This window comes from Areca yellow leaf disease phytoplasma, from assembly GCF_041920595.1.
Map to the genome: position 1 here is coordinate 142,943 of NZ_CP169277.1, position 5,195 is coordinate 148,137.

General features: G+C 24.5%; 2 protein-coding genes. Both read left to right on the plus strand.

The window, feature by feature from the left end; genetic code table 11:
- Positions 1–3,831: 3,831 nt before the first annotated feature.
- Entirely contained in the window at positions 3,832–3,966 is a 135-nt protein-coding gene (locus ACEW7V_RS00785) for a hypothetical protein (protein WP_374695575.1), read from the plus strand.
- Between the two features lie 258 nt (positions 3,967–4,224).
- A complete protein-coding gene (locus ACEW7V_RS00790; protein ID WP_374695576.1) occupies positions 4,225–4,446 on the plus strand; it encodes a hypothetical protein in 222 nt (73 codons plus the stop codon).
- Positions 4,447–5,195 lie beyond the last annotated feature (749 nt).

Sequence of the window (5,195 nt, forward strand, 5' to 3'; positions counted from 1 at the left end):
TGACAAATATTGTCAACACAGCGATGACAAAATCTCATCACACTAATTAAAGATTTAACGCAAAGAAAATCGCTCAAATGTATAATCTTAACAATAGTTTGAACCTTTAACCAAAGATTTTTAAAAAACAAATGTTTTTCTTGTTTTATTTTTTTATAATTTCAAGAGCATTTTGTTTTGTCAAAAATCTTTGTTAAAGTCAATTGATTGTTAAAGTTATGTAATTTGGGCAGTTTTTCTTGCGTTAAATTTGGTTAATTTTGGGATGAAGTTTTTATAAATTAGTTTTGTTAGTTTGATAATGAGTTTTATTAAGAGCTACCAGTTTACCCGATAAAATTTTTAAAACGTACAAAAAGCTGCTATTTTCAAAACATTTAAAATGAGGGAATAAAGCGTATTTTTTAAAAACAGTATTAATTGGCCTTTAGAGTTGTGCCACATTTAAAATGCTTTTCTTGAAAATAAAACCTCTCTCGCTACTAGTTTTCAAACCCGCCTAAAATACGTAAAATAGTAGTTTTTCCACAAACTGAAGTTAGACCTAATAAAGTGACAATTCATTTTTGTTTAATTTCTAAATTTATGCCTCTTAAAATTAAATTGATTGCCGCTAAATACTTTGTTAAACTTTTTAAAATAATTTATCATGTTTTATGGTTTTATTACCTATCTTTTTTTTATGAAGAAAAGTTACTGATTATAATTATAATCAAAAATTTGCACTGTAATTTGTAATTTCACTCATAATTTATGTTGTTGTAATTGTTGTTTAATTAGCAATTATCAAATATAAAAAATAGTTTCGATAAACTAAATGTAATAAGTTAGTCAATAAAATAATTATAAAGCAAAATAATCAATTTATAACAAAATAAAAAAGGAGTAATTAAAATTACAACAATAAACAATCAAAAAGGACCCAAATCTCTTAATATTTCAAATTTATTTATTGCTAATTTTAGCTTATCATAAAATTAATAAATTGCAATCATAAAGAGTGCTTTTTTTGCTGATATTGTTATAATATCTATAAATTTTGTTAAAATAAATATGTTAAGAAAATTATATAAAATGTTTTTTTTCAAATAAATGATTCAAATAATGTCAAAAAATTAAGTGATAAATGCTTATAAGAGATTCTTATTATGTTTATTTTTTGGTATTTGTCAATTTGTTTATTTTCATTAAAATTTTATGTTGGAATTTTTTATCATTTCAAATTAATTTACTAAAAAAATGCACTAAAAAATAAACCCAATTAAACAACTAATTAATATATAAAAATATAAAAGGAAGGTATATTATTATGAAATGGGAACCGCAAAGATTTGAATATCCTGAACCAGATAATCAACTGCAAAATTCAAATTATTCAATTCCGCCCAAAAACCTAAAATTATTTTGCAATTGCTACTAATGTAAGTACTATTATTGTAAATATTATGTTGATTTTCTTTATGTTTTTTTTAATTAAAGGATCTGAAAATTTTTCTAAGACTATGGGAAAAGACACCTAAGAAGATACTATGTGAGCACAAGAAAAAGTAATTACAGACCCAAAGGCAATCTCTTAATATTGATAGCTTTTTCTGGATATGATGAAGTCAAAGATGACAAGGAGAATATATTTCAGCAGTAAATGATGATGCAAAATGAAATGAACTCCTTTGCCTCGTAAAGATTACCAAGAGGAGTTTTTGGTCAAATGGTCCTCCAGAAACAGTAGGTAAACTTATTTAGCTAAATGTTTAGTGGGTTCTAGCAGCGTAAGCCTCTTTTTTGCCACAATAATTTTTTCGATTTTGTCGAAAAATATATAGAGCGAGCAGCCTGTATAGGTGATTGTTTAAAGCAGTCAAGAAACTGCCAAAACAACGTGGTTGTTATTATTTTATCTTTATTGATGAAATTGATGCTATTGAGCTGAAAAGAAGCAAAGAAAAAAAAGGTTTAAGAATATTCAGGCATTTTAATGTTTTTGTTAAATCAACTTGATGGAGAGTAGATTCAGATGAAAAAAACTCCGCAAGCTGCTGGTTGGAGTTAAACTACCTGTGTACATTTTTAGATGATGCCTTAATTAGAGAAGTGGCGTTTTAGGGAAATAATAATATTTCAGTACCTTAGATTAAAAACAACCCAAACTTTACTATAGCTTTTATGAAATGCTAAAAATATTGAAAACAAAATTATCCTTCAGATACTTAATAAAACAAGGCAAAAATCTCGCACGATTCAAATTATACTCCTGCAGATATTAATTTTTTATTGAAAGAAGCAAAAAGATAGTTTCCAAAAGACATTAATTTCAAACAAAATTACAATTTTTATTATTATTCATGATGCTATATGATTTAATTTTAATGGGTCCTGAATTAAAACAAAAGCATTCTAAAAAGCAGATAAAAAGAGTTATTAACCGCGAATTAGACATGCCATAGTAAAGTTTGCGTTTGGGGGTTTGAGGCATCAAAAATCATAAAACCAATAGTGAAAGTGCTGGCAGATATACTATCTTTTTTCACAAAACAAAGTGAATTAAGCTGATCAACTTTAATCAAACAAGATTATTAAAATTACGATTACTGTTTTCATGGTGACGGGAAGAAGAAGTATTTGAAACCAGTGTTAGTGTTGGTTGTTGCATGGATTGAAAAAGAAATACTACTATTGTTACTAAAATGGTAAAAGAGTCAATGTCATTAGGTTCTGTTATGGATTTAGTTTAGATGAATGATATCGAAGCAAAGAAATTAATGCAATTATTCAAGCTAGTTATAATGCAGCGAAGAAATTATTGAAAAATATAAAGAAGATCCAAACATAAAAGATAACAAAATCTCAATTTTTTATAATGGAAAAATTATGGTAAAACTTACACACAAAATTTAGAAAAGATGCTTTTGTTAAGGAAGCATAGCAAATATTTTTATACAATAATAATTAATTTGATATGTCTGGAAGAAACACAATCAATAAGAAAAAAATAATATGTAAAATAAAAATTAATATAAAAAAATTATTTCAAGACTTAACAAAACTACAAATTTACACAAACTAACTTCCTTTAGTATAATAATTGTCACTTACATTTACAAAAAAATAAATTTTATGGCATTTTTTTTTATAATTTAATACCCTACAGACCGTCTTACTCCGATGTTTTTATTTTGTTTACTTTTATTTTTATTTTTTATATCTCTTTAAACTGTATAATTTAATTAATATTTGCAAAAAGACAAAAAATTATTATAATATTTAGTAATAAAATACTTTTGATGATTTAAGGGAAAATAACAATAATCATTTATTTTAAAAACAATTTTAAAACATTAATTTTTTTGATACATGACTACAATTATGACAACAACTTCAAAATGCTTATATGATATTAAAAAGCTTTGAAGATATTACAATTGCAAAAACAATTAACACCTTTTTTATCAATGATTAATTGATTGATTATATTTTTATCTTATAAATTAATTATTAGATAATTATATAAATTCATTTGTTTAGCAAGCAATTATTTATAATTATGATACTTTTTTAATAAAGCCCAAAGCCATTTATCAATTGGCCTATTTTTTATAACATTTATTTATAATATCAATTTCTTTTATTTAATTTTTTTATTTAATGTTGATTTTCATTATTTGCATTTTTTGCCTTTATTTTGGGAAAGCTAAATATTTATTCATTTATTATTTCATTTCACAATCTTTTTACTTATTACAACTGTTTTATTTTTTAATTTATTAGATTTTTAATTATTTTTTATATTTTTTCCTAACTTACTTTTTTGTTTATTTTTCCAATTTTTCATTTTTGCCTATTTTAGTTTATTTTAGAAACTATTTAACAAAACCATTTATTTGTTGTCGTTGTTATGCTATTTTTTTATCTATAAATAAATACCAACTCAAAAACACAAGAAAAAAAGAAAACCAAAATGCAATATGAAAAAGAAAATTATTAATAGTTATTTAAATGATTGTATATTTAAAAATATAAAGATATTTTCAAACATAAAAAGCATATAAAAAAACATATAAAACCGTATAAGAAAGGAGATAATTAACTTGACTTATGATTAGCGATATTAGTGATATTTGTATTAATTTTTTAATAAGGTAAAAATCTTTTTTGTCAGTAAAGCAATATTTAATTAAAATAAAGGTATTTTGAGTATTTAATTATTTTTGGTAGCTGTTTTTATTTTTGTTATTGTGGTTGCATATTAAAGTTTTTGCTAAGAAACATTCCAATCCTAATGCTCTTAAAGGAGGTATTTTTGTAGGAATGGTCACTGTTTGTGTACAATCTGATGGGATGCTTCGGTTTCAGATAAGCCATCTTACTTTAGAAGATGAACGTTTAACTGGATTTGAAGTTTTGTTATTGAAAGAAATTGCCAAACAACAAGGTAAAGAATTAGATTAACAATTAATACTTTTGCAGGATTATTGGCGATATTGAAACAGGTAAAGCCGATATAACTGCTTCATGTCTTGCTATTACTGAGGGATAGAAAAGCCAAAGTGGATTTTAGTATTGCATATAATGTTACTATGAATGGATTTGTAGTAAGAAGGGACAATAAAGATTTTGAATCTAATCTTTTTTGCACCTAACGCAAGAGTCAAAGATAAAGATTTTTTCCTCACTTAGACAATTTATGAAAATGCCAAAAAGGAAGGCAAGAAAAAATCATTTTACTTTTATAGCTTTTACTGCTAGTGCTACTGATACAGATTTTTAGGTAAAGGTTATTTAAAAAATTATTAAACAATAGAGATATTATCAAAAGAAACTTCTTCGAATGTGTGGACCTAATTTAGAATTTATTAGAAATAATAAAGCAGATATTTTGTAGTTGATGATGTAATAGCACATTATAATATATGAAGGATAAAAAGATTTAAAGTATTTTATTCTTGATTCAACTGATCCTCCAATTGCAATCAAGGTGGGTCTAATGGTGTAGGAGTTGTTGATAAAAAAGGTGATACCAAAGACAAAAGAAGTTAATGATGCTTTGAGAAAAATTTTAATTTAGAATATGTAAAGACAAAGATGTAAAGATAAAGATAGTTATTGAAGATCTTAAATATATTCTTACAAGATTGCATGAATTAAAGAGAAAGAACAAAGGACCAAGAAACTAGATACAAAAGATTAGCAATACGCTG